Origin of the sequence: Bradyrhizobium sp. Mp19, from assembly GCF_029952935.1 — a bacterium.
GTDB lineage: Bacteria > Pseudomonadota > Alphaproteobacteria > Rhizobiales > Xanthobacteraceae > Bradyrhizobium > Bradyrhizobium elkanii.
Map to the genome: position 1 here is coordinate 13592 of NZ_JASAUT010000078.1, position 18478 is coordinate 32069.

Below are 18478 nucleotides of genomic sequence, written 5' to 3' on the forward strand. Positions count from 1 at the left end.
AGATTGCCCTAGACTAGCCAATTAGCCGCGCCGCGTGGCGCGGCCGGATTCGACGTCGAAAATCTCCCCCCGAGGGCCGATGTCGACGAACGCCGCGGGATCGGCGCCGGTCATCCAGACCTGCGCGCCGAGCTTGGCGAGCTCGTCGAACAGCGCCTTGCGGCGGTTCGGATCGAGATGGGCGACGACCTCGTCGAGCAGCAGCAGCGGTGCGATGCCGGTCATCTCCGCGACCATCGTGGCGTGCGCCAGCACCAGCCCGATCAAGAGCGCCTTCTGCTCGCCGGTCGAGGCGTCACGCGCCGGCATGTTCTTCGGCGCGTAGATCACCTGCAGATCGGTCAGATGCGGGCCGTCCAGCGTGCGGCCGGCGGCGGCATCGCGCGGCCGGCCGGCGCGCAGGATCTCGCGGTAGCGGTCCTCCACTGCGGTTGCGGGCTCCTGTAGCAGCGCGTTCTCCATCCAGCCGTCGAGCATGATCTCGGCGGAGGGGAAGGCCGAGGCGGCGCCGCGCTCGCGCAGCATCACGGCGAGCTTGGCGGCGGTCTGGCCGCGCGACGCGGCGACCGCGACCGCAAGCTCCGCGGTCTCGCGCTCGATCGCGTCACACCAATGGTCGTCATAGTTGCGCACCTCGAGCAGCCGGTTGCGCGAGCGCAGCGAGCGCTCCAGCGCGGAGACGCGGCTGGAATGCTCGGAATCGATCGCCAGCACCAGGCGATCGAAGAAGCGCCGCCGTTCCGAGGCGGCGCCCATGAACAGGCCGTCCATCGCCGGCGTCAGCCACACGATGCGCAAATGATCGCCGAAAGCGGTCGCGGAACCCACCGGTTCGCGGTCGATGCGGCAGCGCCTTGTGCTGCCGGCGTCACCGGTCGGCGGATCGATACCGGTGCCGAGCGTGGCGAGGCCGAGCGCGCCCTCGACTTCGGCCGACACCGCCCAGGAGCCGTCACCCTGATTGTCGGCGATGTCCTCCAGCGTCGCGCGGCGCAGGCCGCGGCCCGGCGACAGGAACGAGACCGCTTCCATGCAATTGGTCTTGCCGGCGCCGTTCGGCCCGACCAGCACCACCATGTCGCCGGCGACCTGCAGCGTCGCCGTCCGGTAATTGCGGAAATGCGTCAGCGACAGGCGATGAATGCGGGACGGGGTCATCTCTCTTCCTTCCCCTCTCCCCCTGTGGGAGAGGGTGGCGCCTCACGAAGTGAGGCGACGGGTGAGGGGTATCTCACAGCTCGGCAAGCTTGGCGACAATGTCTTCCAGCACTGCCCCGGGCGTCCGCAAGACGTCATTGTTCCAGTAGCGCAAGACCTGAAAGCCTTCCGCCGTAAGCGCGTCAGCCCTGGATGCATCATGCGGCGACGAAGCGTGCTGACCGCCGTCGATCTCGATGGCGAGGCGCTTCTCAAAGCACGCGAAGTCGAGAATGTAATTGCGAAATGGAACCTGCCTTCGAAATTTCAAGTGCGACAGGCGCCGATCGCGCAGCAGGCGCCACATCTTCGCTTCCGCGTCAGTCGGCTCTCGGCGCATCTTCTTTGCGAAAGTGCGGAGGCGTTCATCGGTCGGTCGATGGTGCGGCGTTCGCGGCACCAACCCCTCACCCGGCGCCTTCGGCGCCACCCTCTCCCACAAGGGGAGAGGGTGCAGTTGCGCGTGCGGAGAGGGTCATCACACCCGCATCGGCATCAGCACGTAGAGTGCGCCCTTGCTGTCGCGGTCCTGCACCAGGGTCGGCGAGCCGGGATCGGCGAGCTTCAGCACCGCGACCTCGCCCTCGATCTGGGCGGCGATGTCGAGCAGATAGCGCGAGTTGAAGCCGATATCGAGCGCGTCGGAGGCGTACTCGACCTCGAGCTCTTCGGTGGCGCTGCCGGAATCCGGGTTGGTGACCGAGAGCACCAGCTTGCCCGCGGACAGCGCGAGCTTCACCGCGCGGCCGCGTTCGCTGGAAATCGTCGAGACACGGTCGACGGCGGCCTCGAAATCCTTCTTGTCGACGACGAGTTCCTTGTCGTTGTTCTGCGGAATGACGCGGCCGTAGTCAGGGAAGGTGCCGTCGATCAGCTTCGAGGTCAGCACCACATTGCCGAGCGTGAAGCGGATCTTGCCGTCCGACAGCTCGATCGAGATCTCGGCGTCGTCGCCCTCGATCAGCCGCTGTACTTCGCCGACCGTCTTGCGCGGGACGATCACGCCGGGCATGCCGGTTGCGCCCTTGGGCAGCGCGAGGTCGATCTGGGCCAGGCGGTGGCCGTCGGTCGCAACCCCGCGCAGGGTCGCGGCCTTGGCGTTGCCGGCCGCGTGCAGATAGATGCCGTTGAGGTAGTAGCGGGTCTCTTCGGTCGAGATCGCGAACTGGGTGCGGTCGATCAGGCGCTTGATATCGGAGGCCGGCAGCGAGAACGAATGCGTCATGTCGCCGGCGGCAAGGCCCGGGAAGTCGCTCTCGGGCAGGGTTTGCAGCGTGAAGCGCGAGCGGCCGGCACGCACCGCGAGCACCGAGCGGTCGCCGTCGGCTTCCAGCACGATCTGCGAGCCGTCGGGCAGCTTGCGGACGATGTCGTAGAACATGTGCGCGGGCACCGTGGTCGAGCCCGCAGTTCCGGTCTCGGCGGCCAAGGTCTCCGTCACCTCGAGGTCGAGGTCGGTCGCCTTCAGCGACAATTTGGCGCCCTCGGCGCGGATCAACACGTTGCCGAGGATCGGGATGGTGTTGCGGCGCTCGACCACGCGGTGAACGTGACCCAGCGATTTCAGGAGTTGCGCGCGCTCGACGGTGACCTTCATTGCAATACCCGCCAGATCCCTCAGATGGAAAAGCCGGGCGGCCGTTCAGGGCAGCACCGCGGCATTGGAAACCCGAAAAGCCGGATCAATACCGGATTTGATCAAACCCACGGGGGGACCGCAAGGTGGCGCGGATGGGCGGCCGGTGCAAGGGATACGGGCTCGAAACGAGCCCCGTTCCCCACGTTTTGGGTCGGAAAAAAGTTTAGCCCTCCCCTTTGGCAAGGGGAGGGCGATGGAACGAGCCGGCCGGATGAAGCGGCCCTATTCCTGCAGCTGGCGCTTCAGCGATTCGACTTCCTCCGACAGCGCCGTGTCCTTGGCGACCAGTGCCTCAATCTTGCGCACGGCGTGCAACACCGTGGTGTGGTCGCGGCCGCCGAAGCGCCGGCCGATCTCCGGCAGCGAGCGCAAGGTCAGCGTCTTCGCCAGATACATCGCGACCTGGCGGGGGCGCACCACATTGGCGGTGCGGCGGGACGACAGCAAGTCGGAGCGGCTGACATTGTACTGCCGGGCGACCACGCGCTGGATGTCCTCGATCTTGATCCGCTTCGGCTCCTGCGGGCGGATCAGGTCGCGCACCTCGCGCTCGGCCATCTCCAGCGTCACCGGCTGGTTGTTGAGCTTGGAGTGCGCCAGCAGGCGATTGATCGCGCCTTCAAGGTCGCGGCCGTTATGGGTGATGGTGCGCGCCAGATAGTCGAGCACTTCCTCCGGCACGTCGAAGCTTGCATGGTGGACGCGGGCCGCGGCGACGCGCGACTTCAGGATGCCGAGCCGCAGCTCCTCGCCGAGCGAGCCCATCTCGACCACGAGGCCGCCCGCGAGCCGCGAGCGCACGCGGTCGTCGAGGCTTTCCAGATCCGACGGCGGACGGTCGGCCGCGATCACGACCTGGCGGCCGGCATCGATCAGCGCGTTCAGCGTGTGGCAGAACTCGGCCTGCGTCGACTTGCCTTGCAGGAACTGCAGATCGTCGATGACCAGCACGTCGATGCCGCGCAGCGCCTCCTTGAAGGCCAGCGCCGTCTGCGTCTTCAGCGCCGCGACGAAGCCGTACATGAACTTCTCGGCGGTGAGATACAGCACCTTGCGCTCGCCGCCGGAATTGCCGGACCAGGTCACCGCCTGCAGCAGGTGCGTCTTGCCGAGACCGACGCCGGCATGAATGTAGAGCGGGTTGAACATCACGGGGTCGCCGCGGCGACCTTCCGCGACCTGGCGGGCCGCCGCATGAGCCAGCGTGTTGGACCGGCCGACGACGAAGCTGGCAAAGGTCAGGCGCGGATCGAGCGGCGAGCCGCCGAGCGCGTCATGGCTTGCCGACACCGGCGCAGTTGCAAACGAGCGCAATTCGGGCGCAGGGCGGCCGTCGGTGCGCTCGATGCGGCGCACTTCGACGGGCGCAGCCGTTTCCTTCACCGGAGCCGTCGCACGGATCGCGGAGCGGACGGTAAGGTCGATCTTGTGCACTTCCGGCATCTCGGCCTGCCAGCAGGACAGCACGCGATCGGCGTAATGCGCCTGGATCCAGCTCTTGAGGAACCGGGTCGGAACCGACAGGTGCACGCTCTCGTCGTGCACGCTCTCCAGATCCATCCGTGCGAACCAGCTCGTGTAAACGTCCTCGCCAACGCTCGTCCGCAGACGTCCCTTCACCCGCGACCAGCGATCCTGTTCCGTGTTCGTCATTGCCTTCGTACTTCCAAGTCTGAGAGATATTCGTTGCGAAAGCGCCGCACAGGTTTGCTGCCACGGCGCGACCTCTAGCGGGCGCGGTCTGCTCCGGACATAGCTCTCCCGTGCGGCGACCATGCGCCACCCGACAGATCAGCTGTTTGGAGAAGATGCGCCCCGCGAGGTCAGCGCGTACTCGATGGACGCTGCGGGTAGGAACTGACGTCCGAGGGGTCGATTACGGCACCACTGGAAATTTGCGCTTCGGCTGTCGTTGGTTCGACTGCAGTGATGATACCGTAAGGCATAAGTCCTCCCCCTCCCGCCGCGACGTATCGCGGCAAGTTGTCAGCTTGCTCGTGTCTTCAAATTCGAACTGCTGCTACCGAACACCGAAATGCCCGGCGCTTCGCCGCCGCCGTGTCGTCGTCAACCCGTTCACTCGCTCCGCGTTCCCGCTGCCAGATTCCGACCGACGTCCCGGTCTCTCTTGTTCGATCCCCCAAATTGCCGGGGACATCGCCGGAGAATTTTTGACACAGGTCGTCCGTCCTCATATCGCTATGAGCCGTCAATCCAGCTTCGCTTGGAAAGCGTCGCTAACGCACACACCGCCGCCGATTTGTGCGTCCGCCCCTGGGTCTCAAACCGCGCTGATCTGGAGAGCCGTGGGCGTCGCGAACAAGAAATAAATACACCAAGCACATTTCCTGACAATCCGTGGATTCGACGGGGACCGAGACTCTTCGCGACTGTTGCGGCGTTGCCGATGCTGAGTTGCGAAAGCAAGTTTTTGAATCACCGCACAGATTCACGCGCGTCACAAACGACGGTGCAATACCAAAAATTTTTCATAGAAAATTTACATTTGGTCTCGCGCCGGTCATTTTTCCAATCGCTGTCCAACGCTATGTGCATAAGTAATTCGCGAGACGTCATTTTTCTCGATTACTTTTGCAGGGTAACCCCGCTTCGCAGGTTTCGCCGCGAAATGCTTGCGCGCTATTCCATCTATCCAGCTTAGCGAAGAACAATCTGTGGGCGAGTGCGGCGCATTAAGCATGTTGAGCCGGTAGAACTACGGACGCGACGAAACGAAACATGACACGCGGTTCGTCGCGCGGCAACGCGAAGTGTTCTCGCGCTATGAAACTTCCACGACAAAAGTCGAGACAAAAACAAAAAGCCCGGCGCGAGCCGGGCTTCGTGACAAATGTGTCTTCCAGTCAGCTCACGCGCCGAGCTTTTACTTGGCGAGCTTGGCGATCCGCTGCGACAGACGCGAGACCTTACGGCTCGCGTTGTTCTTGTGAATGATGTTGCGCTGCGCTGCCTTCATCAGCTCGGGCTCGGCGCGGCTCATCGCCTTCAGTGCCGCCTCGCGGTCGCCGCTCTTGATCGCTTCCTCGACGGTGCGCACCGCGCCACGCATCTGCGTGCGGCGCGACTTGTTGACGATGGTGCGGCGGGCAATCTTGCGGGTCGCCTTCTTGGCGGAGGTGGTGTTGGCCATGGTTCTCTAACTGTCCTTCGGCGGTGATCGCTCGGTGGTCGGGCTTGCGCGCACCGGCCGGTTCAAATCTCAACTCTGATGTATTTGTCCAAGGTGGTTTTCTTGGGTGTCCTTGAGGCGGCCATGCGAGGAGCGCAAAATGCTGCCCCGCGCCTGCGGCACTGTCCAAAGAACAGCGGCGGCAGGATTGCGCCCGCCGCCATCGGCCGGTCTTATAGATGGCGCGGGCTGAAGCGTCAACGCTTTCGGGACCCAAAAAGGGCCCGAATCGCCCCCGCGGGGGCCGGATAAGCCGCTGAAGAGGTTGAATTTCCGGGGGGCGCCCGGTAAGGCCTGACGACGTGTGGGGCGCGACTGGGAGTTAGGGTGACGCATGATCCGCGGCTTTTTCCGTCTGATCGGCCTTCTGCTGCTGGCCGGCAGCTTCATCTTCATGGTCTATGACGGGGCCCGCTACGTCGCCGACCAGAGCCTGCGGTTCACCCAATTCGGCCAGTTCTGGAACGACATCCACCAGTCGAGCCAGCAGGCATTCCATGCCTGGGTGGATCGCTTCGCGCCCTGGCTCTGGAATGACGTGATCCGCCTGCTTCTGGAGCAGCCGGTGTTCGCAGTGCTCGGCATTGCCGGCATCCTGCTGATGATCCTGTTCCGGCCGCGCAAGCCCTTGATCGGCTACGCGCGCGACTGACTTGCCCGCAGCCCTCCTTGGCTGCAGCACTCAGTAACGGGGCTGCCATCATCCGCGTAAGGACATATATAGGTGACAGCCGGCCCGCAGGCCGTTGCCGCGTCGGCCGATGTCCCGCCTGGAGGTGTCCATGTTGTTCATGCGCAAGACCACCGCGTTGCCAAGCGCCGCCGAGGCGCTGCCGGGCCGCGCGACGCCGATCCCGACCGCGACCACCCATTTCGTCAATGGCAGCAAGTTGCAGCCGCCTTATCCGCAAGGCCTCGAGCAGGCGGTGTTCGGGCTCGGCTGCTTCTGGGGCGCGGAGCGCAAATTCTGGGAACTCGGCGAGGGGATCTACACCACCGCGGTCGGCTATGCCGGCGGCCACACGCCGAACCCGACCTATGAGGAAGTATGCTCGGGGCGCACCGGCCACACCGAAGTCGTGCTGGTCGTGTTCGACCCGAAGAAGATCTCCTACGAGAAGCTGCTGAAGACGTTCTGGGAGAGCCACAACCCGACGCAGGGCATGCGCCAGGGCAACGACATCGGCACGCAATATCGCTCCGCGATCTACACGTTCAGCGACGCGCAGCGCAAAGCCGCCGACGAGTCGCAGGCGATGTATCAGAAGGCGCTGGCCGCCAAGGGCCTTGCAGCGATCACGACCGAGATCGCGCCGGCTGGTGAATTCTACTTTGCCGAGGACTACCACCAGCAATACCTCGCCAAGAACCCGGCGGGCTATTGCGGGCTCGGCGGCACCGGCGTGTCCTGCCCGATCGGCGTCGGCGTCACCGCCTGATCGTCCTGTTGAGAAAGGGCTCGCTCCGGAAAGCCGGTTTGCGCTCTTCCCGGGCACGGCTCTAAGCCAATGGGAGCCCGGCTTTTCCGGCCTCCCGCTCGACCCGCGAAAACCCTTTGTTAACCATAAGTGGTGCAAGACTGGGCCTGTCTCGCCGTTGAGGGATAGGTCCGGTGCCGGTTGCACGCGCGTTACGATTGCCGATCACTGCCGTTGTGGCTGCGCTCGCGCTGTCTGGCTGCATGAGCACGTCCGGTCCCGTCGCCGTCGGCCCGCAAGGCGTCGATGCCGTCAGCTATGGCCCGGCCTACGCACCCGCTCCGGTTGCCGATGCAGGCGGCGGCGGTGCGATCGGCGCGTTGCGTTCCGCCTTCGCCAGCGCGTCCCCTGGTTATGGCTATGCCGCGCCGGCCGCCGCCCCGGTCGTCTATGCCGCCGCCCCGGGTGGACCCCCGGCCGGCTACGACAACGGCTATCATCTTGGCCCCGGCGACAAGCTCCGCGTCGTGGTCTACGGCCAGGAAGGCCTGACCAATTCCTATGCGATCGACGCCGCGGGCGCGATCACGATGCCGCTGATCGGCTCGGTGCCGGCGCGCGGCCGCACGCCGGCCGGGCTCGCCGGCGAAATCTCGGCACGGCTGCGCAACGGCTTTATCCGCGAGCCTTCGGTGGCGGTCGAGATCGAGTCCTATCGTCCGTTCTTTATCCTCGGCGAAGTCCAGGCCCCCGGCCAATATCCCTACGTGCCGAACATGACGGTCGAGAGCGCGGTCGCGATCGCCGGCGGCTTCTCGCCGCGGGCCCGCCGCGACAGCGTGACGCTGACCCACACCGATGCGTCCGGCTCCGGCCGCTTCGTGGTGCCGCTGGGCACGCCGATGAGCCCGGGCGATACGGTGTTCGTCGGCGAGCGCTGGTTTTGACGAAGGACAGCGTCCTTCGTCATTCCGGGGCGATGCGCAGCATCGAACCCGGAATCTCGAGGTTCCCCGGTGCGCAATTGCGCACCTGAGGTTCGCGCTTTGCGCGCCCCGGAACGACGGGTGGAGAAGCTCGCTTCCTATCGCTTCAAATGCTTTGCGAAAAATTCCATGCTGCGCGGCCAGGCGATGTCGGCGCTTGCCTTGTCGTAGCTGGCGCGCTCGTCGCAATGGAAGCCGTGCTGCGCGCCGGGATAGATGAAGACCTCGACCTCGGGCCGCTTCGACTTGATGGTCTCGACATCGCTCAAGGGAATGCCGGCATCCTTCTCGCCGAAATGCAGCTGCGTCGGCACTGCCGGCTTGTCGTCGGCGAAGCGCACGACGGCGCCGCCGTAATAGCCGACCGCGGCGGACAGCCCGGCGAGCTTGGTGGCGGCCGCATAGGCGACGCTGCCGCCGAGGCAGAAGCCGATGATGCCGACCGGCCCGACCGGCTTCACCGCATCGATCGCGGCCTGGCTGTCGCGCAGCATCGCGGCCCAGTCCGGATTGGCGACGAACTTCCGCGCCTCGGCGATCTCGTCGGGGGAATAGCCGCTCTGGAAGTTCGGCGTGATGCGGTCGAAGATCGAAGGTGCAACCGCGACATAGCCTTCCTTCGCCAGCCGGTCGCAGACCGAGCGGATGTGGTGATTGACGCCAAAAATCTCCTGGATCGCGACGACCGCGCCCTTCGGCGCGCCGGCAGGATCGGCGCGGTAGGCGCCGAGTTCAAATCCGTCCGAAGCCTTGAGTTTGATGTCTTGTCCCATGGTCCATCCTTGTCAGTTTGGGGGTTGCATGAAGCTCTCGATGATGAGGTCCAAAGCGCGCTGAAATTGTCATCGCGCTTTGGCTCTTCGTTTGAGCATGGCCTTTCCGGAAAACCGCTTCGCGCTTTTCCGGACCATGCTCTAGCGCCACATCCAGTTCTCGCCCCAGTCGGCCTTCCAGCCGGTCAGCCGGTGCTTGCGGAATTGGAGGAAGAGACGGTCGTGGTGCGGAAACAGCCCGCTGCCGCCGAGGTCGCGGAAGGTCAGGAAGATCTCGTTGCCGGGCCGTCCGCTGACATAGGTGAGGGGCGTGCCGAGCGCGCGCTGCGCGTCCGCAACGCCCATGCCGAACACCAGCGGCGTGGTGTTCGACAACGTCGCGGTGAACGTGGACGGAGCTGTTACGAACGGCAGCTTCTGCGCGCTCGCCCCTGTCGTGGCCGCAGTCAGCAACAAGGCAACGGCGATCGTCTTCATGGCGCGGTCTTTCCAGGCGCGCCCTCAAGGCCGTCCAGGAACGGCAGCACCGCGGCGATGAAGGCCTGCGGCTGGTCGATATTGACGGCGTGGCCGGCGTTCGGAATCACCGCCTTCTGCGCACCAGGGATCTTTGCCGCCATGTAGTCGGACGCCGCCAGGAACGGCGTGTCGTCGGCGCCGACCACAACCAACGCTGGCACCTGGATCCCGGGCAGCGATTCGATCACCCGTGCATCGCGCTGTGCCAGCATGCCGCGCGCGGCGAGCGCGAGGCCCCTGGCGTTGCGATGGGTGACCGACGCGCGCTCGGCGCTCAGCGATCTCAGCACCTCGAGCCCTTCGCGGTCGAAGCGGTCGCCGGTCTCGCGGGCGCGCTTGTTCCAGACCTCGCGGGCGTCGTCCTTCTTGAAGCCCGGGCCGGTGTCGATGATCAGCAGTGCCCGCACCCGCTCCGGATGGGCGCGATGAAAGGCGAGCGACACGTAGCCGCCGAGCGACAGCCCGCCGACGATCGCCTTGTCGGCGCCGGCGGCGTCGAGCAAAGCGGCGATGTCGCCGACCGTCAGCGCTTCGCTATAGGCTTCGGGATCGTCGGGATAGTCGGACTGGCCGTGCCCGCGCATGTCCCACAGGATCAGCTTGTGCCGCTGCGACAGCGCCTCGATCTGGCCCTGCCACATCGCCGACGTCGAGGAATAGCCGTGGGTCAGGATCAGCGGCGGGCCGCTGCCGTGAATCTCGTAGTAGATGTCGACGCCGCTGCGGTTGAGCTTGGCCATTGACGGGCTCCTTGTGTTTCTCTCGCCGCTGTCATCGGACGGCGCTGCCGATGCTTGCTGCCGACGCTTTGAGCAAGCGCCTGTCGATTAGACACGAACGCTGTCATTCCAAGAAGCGTCTTGCCGTTGCCGCATCGCACAACAGGCATCTTCGGAAATTTATTCTTTTCGAGCAATTCCAAATTGGATTGCCTCCAGCCTGGAACCGGATCATTGTTTCGGCAACTGTCGCTGACCCGGTGGGCGCCGGCCAAGACCCAACAGTGAGTTGCCGCCGTAAGCGGCTTCCTACACCGGAAGGGGAGAGAGATGCCAAATCTCAATATCAACGGACGGAATATGTCCGTCGAGGCGGCCAGTGACACGCCGCTGCTTTGGGTCATCCGCGAGCAATTGCAGATGACGGGCACCAAATTCGGTTGCGGCGCCGGTCTGTGTGGCGCCTGCACGGTTCACGTCAACGGCGAAGCGGTGCGGTCCTGCCAGACCTCGGTCGCCGACGCCGTCGGCAAGAAGATCACCACCATCGAAGGCCTGTCCGCCAAGGGCGATCATCCCTTGCAGAAGGCCTGGGTCGCCGAGCAGGTGCCGCAATGCGGCTACTGCCAGTCCGGCCAGATCATGCAGGCGGCGGCGCTGCTGTCGAAGAACACCAACCCGACCAAAGAAGAAGTGGTCGCGCATATGGACGGCAACCTCTGCCGTTGCATGACCTATTCACGAATCCAGAAGGCGATCATGCGCGCTGCGTCCGACATGCGCACCGCATCGGCCACCGGATCCGAGCGGAGGGCCACATGAACAAGCACGTGAAAAACCTCGCGCCCGAGACGACCGATCTCAGCCGCCGTTCCTTCCTGGTCGGCACCGCTGCAACCGGCCTCGTGCTCGGCTACTCAGCGTCCGGCATCGACCAGGCGCTCGCGGCGCCCGCACCCGCCAACTTCGAGCCGAGTGTTTGGTATTCGATCGCGCCCGACGGTCTCGTCACCGTGACATGCGGCAAGGCCGACATGGGCCAGCACGTCGCCTCGACCATGGCGCAGATCGTGGCCGAAGAGCTCGGCGCGAACTGGAAGGACATGCGGGTTCAGCTCGCCTCTAATGATCCGAAGTTCAACGATCCCGTGCTGGGCGCGCAGATCACCGGCGGCAGCTGGTCGACGATGATGAACTTCGATGCGATGAGCCGCGCCGGCGCCGCCGGCCGCATCGCATTGACCGAGGCGGCGGCGGCCTCCATGGGCGTGCCGGCCGGCGAGCTGGTGGTGCGCGATTCCAAGATCAGCCATGCGAAGTCGAAGAAGTCGATGTCGTTCGCCGAGGTGGTGAAGAGCGGCAAGGCGACCAAGACTTTCACGGCGGATGATCTGAAGGCGATCAAGCTCAAGACGCCCGACCAGTACACCATGATCGGCGTCTCGGTGCCGCAGCTCGACATTCCGTCGAAGGTCAACGGCACGGCCAAGTACGGCATCGACGTGATGGTGCCGGGCATGGTCTACGGCGCGCTGGTCACCCCGCCGGTGCGTTACGGCGCCACCGTGAAGTCGGTCGACGATAGCGCGGCCAAGAAGCTGCCCGGCTTCATCAAGGCCGTCACCCTCGACGACAAGACCACAACCACGACCGGCTGGGTCGTCGCGGTCGCCAACACCTATGCGCAGGCGAAGAAGGCCGCGGCGGCGCTGAAGATCAGCTATGACGGCGGTCCGAACGCAAAACTGTCGAGCGAATCGCTGTTCGCCGAGGCCAAGCGGCTGCAGGGGCTCAGCGATTCCGGAGAGTTCTTCGTCAAGGACGGTGATCCGAACGCGGCCTTCGGCTCGGCGGCCAAGCTGTTGGAGGCGGAATACACCACCAACATCAACATCCACGCGCCGATGGAGCCGATGAACGCCACCGCGGAGTTCAAAGGCGACATCCTGCACATCTATTCCGGCAACCAGTTCGCGACGCGATCCGGCGCGATTGCGGCCGGCGCCGCCGGGATCGATCCGAAGTTCGTGGTGATGCACCAGATGTGGCTGGGCGGCGGTTTCGGCCGGCGTCTCGACGCCGACATGATGGTGCCCGCGGTGCAGGCGGCGAAGGCCGTCGGCAAGCCGGTCAAGGTCATCTACACGCGCGAAAACGACATGACGATGGATTTCTCGCGTCCGCTGACCTACCAGAAGGTGAAAGCCGGCATGGACGGCGACGGCAAGATCGTCGCGATGAGCCACGACGTGGTCTCGGCCTGGCCGACCGCGCGTTGGGGAATCCCCGATTTCCTGACACCGTCGGTCGACAAGAAAGGCCCGCTCGACTCCTTCACCGTGAACGGAGCGGACTTCTTCTACACCGTGCCCAACCACTATGTGCGGGCGATCAAGAACGAGATGGCGCACAACGCCACCCCGTCGGGTCAGCTCCGCTCGGTGGCGCCGGGCTGGACGTTCTGGGCGGTCGAAAGCATGATCGACGAGATCGCGCATGCGACCGGCAAGGACCCGGCGCAGCTGCGCATCTCGTTGCTCGACGGCAAGGGCAAGAATGACGGCGGCGCGCAGCGTCTCCGCAACACCTTGCTCGCTGCGATGGGCCTTGCCGGCTACGGCACCAAGCAGCTGCCCAAGGGCGAAGGCATGGGGGTTGCCTGCGTGTCGTCGCAGGAGCGCGCCACGGCGAGCTGGACCGCCTGCGTCGCCCATGTCGCGGTTGCCCCGTCGGGCGAGGTGACGGTGAAGAAGCTGACGGTTGCGACCGACGTTGGTACGCAGGTGAATCCCGACGGCATCCGCGCCCAGGTCGAGGGCGCGGCGCTGTGGGGCATGTCGCTGGCGCTGTTCGAGAAGGCGACGTTGAAGGACGGCGGCATCGAGCAGACCAACTTCGACAGCTACACGCCGCTTCGGATGAGCCAGTTGCCGGAAGTCGCGGTCAACGTCATCGCCAATGGCGAGAAGGCGACCGGCGTCGGCGAGCCCGCGGTGACGGTGGTGGCGCCGGCGATTGGCAACGCCGTCTTCAACGCGGTCGGTGCCCGCGTCCGCGGCCTGCCGATCACGGCGGAAGCCGTCAAGGCGGCGATGAAGGCGTAACGACCTGAACGAACAAGGACGCCGGAGAGCACGAGCTCTCCGGCGTTTTCCTTTGCTCCGCGCGTCGGCCGGGCGGTGACGGCATCAGCTTTGACGCCGCAAAAATTCATGATTCGCCGCCGGCGTGCGCATCTGCATTGATTTCCGGCCGGCCTGATTTTGCTGGCGTATTCGGCGATCCCTCAAATTGTATGCATTGCGCTTAAGCACCGTTCAGCATCCCCATTAAGCCGGAGGGAACGCATCGTCAGGTAGCGTCCCGGCGTCGGTCGTTACCGCGACGGGGATGCCATGACTGCCTTAGCCAACAACCAGACTTCGAAGCGCCGCCTCCTGCTGGCGTCAGATCGAAGCGACCAGAGCAACGAGCTCGCGAGCATTTTGCGCTCGGTGGGCGAGGTCGATACCGTTCCGACTTCTGACATTCCCGAGCAGCCGGCCCGCGATCTCTCCGGCATCGTCGTCGACATCAACCTGCGCTCGCCCGAAGCCGTGCAGCTCGTCCGCGCCAAGCTGCAGGCCGACGCCTATCGCGAGATGCCGCGGCTGTTCGTGCTGGCGGATGCTTTGCATCACGCCTCGATGCAGGCCTGGGCAAGTCGGATCGTAGCCATGTCGTTCTGTGAGCCAAGGAGTTGCCAGACATATTTGTCTTCCTAAGACCGCTTGGCCTCCGACTTCGACAGCGGCTATGACGAGACCGATCGCGGCAAGGCGCTCAACCGCGGCGTCGAAGCCGCGCACGGCGTGATGGTCAAGATGTTCGAGCGGATGCGCGCCGGCGAGCCGCTCAAGTTCGAGGACATCGTCGCCGCCGAAAACAAGATCCTCAAGGCGATCAAGCACAACTCGCTGCGCGAATGGCTGACCACGGTCGGCTGTCATCACCAGGAGACCTATCGCCACTGCCTGTTCGTGACCGGTTTTGCGGTCGCGTTCGCGCAGCACCTCGGCATGCGTGAGGACGATCAGCGCCGGCTCGCCCGCGCCGCGCTGCTGCACGACGTCGGCAAGGCCTTCGTTCCGGTCGCGCTGCTCGACAAGCCGGGCGCATTGACGGTCGAGGAAATGGCCGAGATGCGCGAGCATCCGCGGCGCGGCTACGAAGCGCTGTCCGCGCAGGGCGGCTTCCCGCCGGAAATGCTCGACGTGATCCTGCACCACCACGAATTCCTCGACGGCACCGGCTATCCGAACGGCCTCAGCGGCAACCAGATCAGCGACATCGTCCGCGTCACCACGATCGTCGACGTCTATGCCGCTTTGGTCGAGAAGCGCGCCTACCGGCTGCAGTTCACCCACGCCAAGGCGTTCTCCATGATGGAGGAGATGGGCGGCAAGCTCGACCAGCAGCTGCTGCAGGCGTTCCGCCCGGTGGCGTTCGGGCATTATTGAGCGGATGTCATTCCGGGGCGATGCGTGAGCATCGAACCCGGAATCTCGAGATTCCCCGATGCGCAATTGCGCATCTGAGGTCTGGTCCTTCGGACCATCCCAGAATGACCTAGTCTGCGCTAGCCAATCAACGCAAGTCGTACTCCTTACCTCCGCCTAGATTCTGTTGATCATCGGCAAGACCGATGCTCCGACGGGTGAGGACGATCATGGATACGGCAACGACCGGGGATTTCGACATCCCCGCCGACATCGCGGCAACCCTTGTCGATCCCGTCGCCTATGCGGACGACCGCATCCACGACAGCTATCGCTGGCTGCGCGCCAACAACCCGCTCGGCGTCGCGCGGCCCGAGAAGTTCGATCCGTTCTGGGTGGTGACCAAGCACGCCCATATCCAGGCGATCAGCCGGCAGAACGAGCTGTTCCACAACGCCGACCGGCCGACCACGCTGACGACGCAGGCGCTCGAGGAGCGCGTTCGCAAGATCACGGGCGGGCCCAATCTGGTGCGCTCGCTGGTGCAGATGGACGCGCCCGATCACCCGAAATATCGCGCGCTGACGCAAGGCTGGTTCATGCCGGCCAATCTCGGCAAGTTCGAGGCCCGCGTCCGCGAGATCGCGCGCGCCACGGTGCAGCGCATGCTTGCGAGGGGCGGCGCCTGCGACTTCGTCGAGGACGTCGCGCTCGGCTATCCCCTGCACGTCATCATGGAGATCCTCGGCGTGCCCGAGGCGGACGAGCCGCGCATGCTCAAGCTGACGCAGGAACTGTTCGGCCCGCAGGATCCCGACACCGCGCGCGTCCGCGACGCGCTGAGCGCGGAGCAGGTCTCCGCGATGCTGCAGGCGATCATCGCCGACTTCTCCGCCTACTTCCGCAAGATCACCGAGGATCGCCGCCAGCACCCGCGCGACGATCTCGCCACCGTCATCGCCAATGCGAAGATCAGCGGCGACTACATGCCAGAGCACGACCAGACCAGCTACTACATGATCGTCGCGACCGCGGGCCACGACACCACCTCATCCTCGACCGCGGGCGCGATCTGGGCGTTGGCCAGGGACCCCGCGGAATTCGCCAAGGTGAAGGCCAATCCGGAATTGATCCCGGGTCTGGTCGACGAGTCGATCCGCTGGATGACGCCGGTCAAGCATTTCATGCGCTCGGCTACCGCGGATACCGAGCTCGGCGGCCGCAAGATCGCCAAGGGCGATTGGCTGATGCTGTGTTACGCCTCGGGCAATCGCGACGAGGAGGTGTTCGAGGACCCCGATCGCTTCCGCAGCGATCGCAAGCCCAATCGCCATGTCGCGTTCGGCTATGGCGCGCATCTCTGTCTCGGTCAGTACCTCGCCAAGCTCGAGATGCGCATCCTGTTCGAGGAGCTGCTGCCGCGCCTGAAGTCGCTATCGCTCGACGGCGAGGTGAAGATGACGCAGGCCTATTTTGTCAGCGGCCCGAAGAAGCTGCCGATCCGGTTCGAGGTGAATTGAAGTCCGTCCGTCATTGCGAGCGAAGCGAAGCAATCCATAGTACCGCACACGCGGAAGCATGGATTGCTTCGTCGCTCCGCTCCTCGCAATGACGGAAACCTCACTCCAGCATCTTCCTGAGCTCCGCCTTCGCGACCTTCTCCAGCGTCGAGCGCGGCATTTCGTCGACGAAGCGGATGTCGCGGGGCACCTTGAAGTCCGCGAGCCCGGAGCGGCAGGCGGTCATGACGTTGTCGTGCAAATCGGCCGGCAGCTTGGCGACGCCTGCCTGCGGGATGATGAAGACGATCGGGACCTCGTCCAGCATCGGATGCCTCTTCGCCACGACAGCGGCTTCGCGCACGCCCGGCACCACCGCGATCACCTGTTCGATCTCGGATGCCGCGACATTCTCGCCGCCGACCTTCAGCATGTCCTTGGAGCGATCGCCGAATTTGATGTAGCCGCGCTCCAGCATCGTGACGCGGTCGCCGGTGATGAAATAGCCGTGCTCGTCGAAGCTTTCGCGCGTGGCCGTCTCGTTGTGCAGATATTCGGCGAACAGCGACAGGCCCGGAATGCCCTTGATCAGGAGGTTGCCGGTCTCGCCGACGCCGGTCGGCGTGCCGTCGTCATTGGTGATGCGGATTTCGTATTCGGGCGCGGCGCGGCCGATCGACATCGGCGTGTTGGGTTGATCGACCTCGCCGATGATGCCGTGGGTGATGGTCTCGGTCATGCCCCACCAGCCGATGATCTTGATGCCGAACACGCTGAACGCCGGCGGCTCGTTCACGGCGGTGCCCCAGAGCCGGAATTTGTGATTCTTCGGCACCTCGTGCTCGAGGAGCGCCTTCATGCAGAACGGGATCGTCGAGGTCCAGGTCGAGCCGTGCTCGAGCGCTACCGGCCAGAAGCGGCTCGCCGAGAAGCGCGGCTGGATCACACAGGTCGCTCCGACCCACAGGCTCGCCAGCATCGAATAGGCCAGCGCGTTGGTGTGGAACAGCGGCAGATAGGTCTGGTGCACATCAAAGGCGTGCAGGTCCTGATGCGCGGCGTTGATCTTGGCGCCCCACAGCGCGTTGGCGTGGGTCCACAGCACCGCCTTCGGCCGCGACGTGGTACCGGAGGTATATTGCACGCTGCAGGGCGCGAGCGGATCGGTCGGGCGATGCGGCCGGTCGGCACTGTCGGCAAACAGCGCGTCGAAACTGTCGCCGCGTGCAGGCGGCTGCGCCGGCGCTTGCCCGGCGTCGTGCGAGGTCACCGCGATCCAGCGCAGGCCCTTGCAGTTGGCTGATATCAGCTCGGCATAGGCCGGCTGGGTGATCGCGGCGATCGCGCCGCAATGGGCGGCAAAATATTCGATCTCGGCCGCGGCCGAGCGGGTGTTGGTGGTGACGGCGATGGCGCCGAGCTCGACGCAGGCGAACCACGACATGATCGCCTCGATGCAATTGTCGAGATGGATCAGGACATAGTCACCCTGCCGGATGCCGCGCTTCGCGAGACCCGCAGCCAGCGCGCCGACGCGCTCGTGGAATTCGCCGTAGCTCCAGCGCCGTGCCGGCGCGTCGAACGGCGCCCAGATCAGGAATGGATGATCGCGGCGCACCTCGGCGCGCATCCGCAGCAGCCATGGCACGTCGAGCCCCGCAAACGGTCCCACGACGCCCGGCACTGCTTTTGAATTGCTCATATGTCCTCTCCCGCGCGGCCTTGCCGGCCGCCATTGGTCTTGGTTGGGAGCAGTTCTGCCATCGGCGTGCGCCGAGAGCAAATCGGGATTTGCAAAGCGGTTTTGCGTTGAAGCAATCTGTTCCGCCGCGCGGAAGAGATCGATTTATTCGCGGCATCCGTCATCGGGCGCGCATTCGCACGCCACGCCGGCTCGTAAGGACGAGCGAAAGCTAGTGTCCCGAATCCGAAGTTCGCATCATTCGCCGCACCTTCGGGACGAACTTCGGATTCGATAAGGACACTAGGGTCCAGACTCAATTGAGCCAATATGCGACGAGAGCGGCGAGATGAACAGCGGCCAAAAAATTACGGGCGAG

Annotated in this window: 15 protein-coding genes and 1 pseudogene; 7 read left to right on the forward strand and 9 right to left on the reverse strand. The window is 64.8% G+C overall.

From position 1 onward, the window contains the following. Window positions 1-21: 21 nt before the first annotated feature. The 5 genes from recF to rpsT all read right to left on the reverse strand — a co-directional run bounded on the left by recF (window position 22) and on the right by rpsT (window position 5987). Complete coding sequence (gene recF, locus QJT82_RS40940) at window positions 22-1158, reverse strand: DNA replication/repair protein RecF (RefSeq protein WP_028341394.1); 1137 nt, start codon at window positions 1156-1158, stop codon at window positions 22-24. 73 nt (window positions 1159-1231) lie between these two features. Further along, window positions 1232-1597, reverse strand: a complete 366-nt coding sequence (locus tag QJT82_RS40945; RefSeq protein WP_028341395.1) for a DUF559 domain-containing protein — start codon at window positions 1595-1597, stop codon at window positions 1232-1234. Window positions 1598-1675: 78 nt separating this feature from the next. Beyond that, entirely contained in the window at window positions 1676-2794 is a 1119-nt protein-coding gene (gene dnaN / locus QJT82_RS40950; protein WP_016842669.1) for a DNA polymerase III subunit beta, read from the reverse strand. 264 nt (window positions 2795-3058) lie between these two features. Continuing rightward, window positions 3059-4489: a chromosomal replication initiator protein DnaA gene (dnaA, locus tag QJT82_RS40955; protein WP_028341396.1), complete on the reverse strand. Its 1431-nt coding sequence runs from the start codon at window positions 4487-4489 to the stop codon at window positions 3059-3061. 1231 nt (window positions 4490-5720) lie between these two features. Further along, complete coding sequence (rpsT, locus tag QJT82_RS40960; RefSeq protein WP_016842667.1) at window positions 5721-5987, reverse strand: 30S ribosomal protein S20; 267 nt, start codon at window positions 5985-5987, stop codon at window positions 5721-5723. A gap of 373 nt (window positions 5988-6360) precedes the next feature. Between rpsT and QJT82_RS40965 the strand changes: the two genes are divergently transcribed. From QJT82_RS40965 to QJT82_RS40975, 3 genes are all read left to right on the forward strand, one after another. Continuing rightward, on the forward strand, window positions 6361-6678 hold the full coding sequence (locus tag QJT82_RS40965) for a hypothetical protein (protein WP_016842666.1): 318 nt from the start codon (window positions 6361-6363) through the stop codon (window positions 6676-6678). Between the two features lie 130 nt (window positions 6679-6808). Next, the gene (gene msrA, locus QJT82_RS40970; protein WP_028341397.1) at window positions 6809-7465 is read left to right on the forward strand and encodes a peptide-methionine (S)-S-oxide reductase MsrA; all 657 of its coding nucleotides are present in this window, start codon (window positions 6809-6811) and stop codon (window positions 7463-7465) included. A gap of 173 nt (window positions 7466-7638) precedes the next feature. Further along, entirely contained in the window at window positions 7639-8391 is a 753-nt protein-coding gene (locus QJT82_RS40975; RefSeq protein ID WP_028341398.1) for a polysaccharide biosynthesis/export family protein, read from the forward strand. Between the two features lie 137 nt (window positions 8392-8528). Here QJT82_RS40975 and QJT82_RS40980 read toward each other — a convergent pair whose 3' ends face one another. The 3 genes from QJT82_RS40980 to QJT82_RS40990 all read right to left on the reverse strand — a co-directional run bounded on the left by QJT82_RS40980 (window position 8529) and on the right by QJT82_RS40990 (window position 10462). Next, window positions 8529-9203, reverse strand: a complete 675-nt coding sequence (locus QJT82_RS40980) for a dienelactone hydrolase family protein (protein WP_028341399.1) — start codon at window positions 9201-9203, stop codon at window positions 8529-8531. Window positions 9204-9344: 141 nt separating this feature from the next. Further along, a complete protein-coding gene (locus QJT82_RS40985) occupies window positions 9345-9680 on the reverse strand; it encodes a hypothetical protein (protein ID WP_028341400.1) in 336 nt (111 codons plus the stop codon). Beyond that, window positions 9677-10462: an alpha/beta fold hydrolase gene (locus tag QJT82_RS40990; RefSeq protein WP_028341401.1), complete on the reverse strand. Its 786-nt coding sequence runs from the start codon at window positions 10460-10462 to the stop codon at window positions 9677-9679. The genes QJT82_RS40985 and QJT82_RS40990 overlap by 4 nt, the downstream gene beginning before the upstream one ends. A gap of 309 nt (window positions 10463-10771) precedes the next feature. Between QJT82_RS40990 and QJT82_RS40995 the strand changes: the two genes are divergently transcribed. From QJT82_RS40995 to QJT82_RS41010, 4 genes and pseudogenes are all read left to right on the forward strand, one after another. Next, window positions 10772-11263 carry a (2Fe-2S)-binding protein gene (locus QJT82_RS40995; RefSeq protein ID WP_028341402.1) on the forward strand — a complete coding sequence of 164 codons (492 nt, stop codon included), beginning with the start codon at window positions 10772-10774 and terminating at the stop codon, window positions 11261-11263. Continuing rightward, a complete protein-coding gene (locus tag QJT82_RS41000; protein WP_028341403.1) occupies window positions 11260-13545 on the forward strand; it encodes a molybdopterin cofactor-binding domain-containing protein in 2286 nt (761 codons plus the stop codon). The genes QJT82_RS40995 and QJT82_RS41000 overlap by 4 nt, the downstream gene beginning before the upstream one ends. A 291-nt stretch (window positions 13546-13836) precedes the next feature. Further along, window positions 13837-14940, forward strand: a pseudogene (locus tag QJT82_RS41005) (HD-GYP domain-containing protein). Window positions 14941-15149: 209 nt separating this feature from the next. Further along, window positions 15150-16439 carry a cytochrome P450 gene (locus QJT82_RS41010; RefSeq protein WP_028341405.1) on the forward strand — a complete coding sequence of 430 codons (1290 nt, stop codon included), beginning with the start codon at window positions 15150-15152 and terminating at the stop codon, window positions 16437-16439. Between the two features lie 100 nt (window positions 16440-16539). Here the strand turns inward: QJT82_RS41010 and QJT82_RS41015 are convergent, their stop codons facing one another. After that, window positions 16540-18120, reverse strand: coding sequence for an AMP-binding protein (locus QJT82_RS41015; RefSeq protein WP_028341406.1), 1581 nt, complete (start codon window positions 18118-18120; stop codon window positions 16540-16542). Between the last annotated feature and the right edge of the window lie 358 nt (window positions 18121-18478).

Coding starts and splice junctions, on each gene's coding strand:
- recF (WP_028341394.1), bottom strand. CDS start 1,158: ATGACCCCGTCCCGCATTCATCGCCTGTCGCTGACGCATTTCCGCAAT.
- dnaN (WP_016842669.1), bottom strand. CDS start 2,794: ATGAAGGTCACCGTCGAGCGCGCGCAACTCCTGAAATCGCTGGGTCAC.
- dnaA (WP_028341396.1), bottom strand. CDS start 4,489: ATGACGAACACGGAACAGGATCGCTGGTCGCGGGTGAAGGGACGTCTG.
- rpsT (WP_016842667.1), bottom strand. CDS start 5,987: ATGGCCAACACCACCTCCGCCAAGAAGGCGACCCGCAAGATTGCCCGC.
- QJT82_RS40965 (WP_016842666.1), top strand. CDS start 6,361: ATGATCCGCGGCTTTTTCCGTCTGATCGGCCTTCTGCTGCTGGCCGGC.
- msrA (WP_028341397.1), top strand. CDS start 6,809: ATGTTGTTCATGCGCAAGACCACCGCGTTGCCAAGCGCCGCCGAGGCG.
- QJT82_RS40980 (WP_028341399.1), bottom strand. CDS start 9,203: ATGGGACAAGACATCAAACTCAAGGCTTCGGACGGATTTGAACTCGGC.
- QJT82_RS40985 (WP_028341400.1), bottom strand. CDS start 9,680: ATGAAGACGATCGCCGTTGCCTTGTTGCTGACTGCGGCCACGACAGGG.
- QJT82_RS40990 (WP_028341401.1), bottom strand. CDS start 10,462: ATGGCCAAGCTCAACCGCAGCGGCGTCGACATCTACTACGAGATTCAC.
- QJT82_RS40995 (WP_028341402.1), top strand. CDS start 10,772: ATGCCAAATCTCAATATCAACGGACGGAATATGTCCGTCGAGGCGGCC.
- QJT82_RS41000 (WP_028341403.1), top strand. CDS start 11,260: ATGAACAAGCACGTGAAAAACCTCGCGCCCGAGACGACCGATCTCAGC.
- QJT82_RS41010 (WP_028341405.1), top strand. CDS start 15,150: ATGGATACGGCAACGACCGGGGATTTCGACATCCCCGCCGACATCGCG.
- QJT82_RS41015 (WP_028341406.1), bottom strand. CDS start 18,120: ATGAGCAATTCAAAAGCAGTGCCGGGCGTCGTGGGACCGTTTGCGGGG.